Origin of the sequence: Vibrio marinisediminis (genome assembly GCF_014050145.1) — a bacterium.
In the GTDB taxonomy this organism is placed as follows: Bacteria; Pseudomonadota; Gammaproteobacteria; order Enterobacterales; family Vibrionaceae; genus Vibrio; species Vibrio marinisediminis.
The window spans coordinates 1-235 of the sequence record NZ_JACFYF010000349.1 but is presented as its reverse complement, the minus strand read 5'-3'; the positions used below and the strand labels follow the sequence as shown (position 1 = coordinate 235).

The following is a 235-nucleotide window of genomic DNA, read 5'->3' as shown; positions in this document are numbered from 1 at the left end:
AATTGTAGTATTCGCTATTCTTAGAGTATTACACGATACAAGAAGTAGTACAAAGGCACTTGCATATATATTGTTTATTGTGTTTTTTCCGTTGATAGGAGTGATTTTTTATTTTTCTTTCGGAATTAACTATCGAAAAAGAAAACTCTACACCAAGAAAATCTCCCATGATGAACCTTTCCGAAACCGAATTAAGGAAAAGATGAAACGTTATTCAGAATCTGTTAGAGATTCC

1 protein-coding gene is annotated in these 235 nt (G+C 31.9%); it reads left to right on the top strand.

All coding sequences use genetic code 11. The features are described 5' to 3' along the window. Position 1: 1 nt before the first annotated feature. On the top strand, positions 2-235 hold a 234-nt coding region (locus H2O73_RS24320; RefSeq protein ID WP_497997526.1), incomplete at its 3' end, for a PLDc N-terminal domain-containing protein.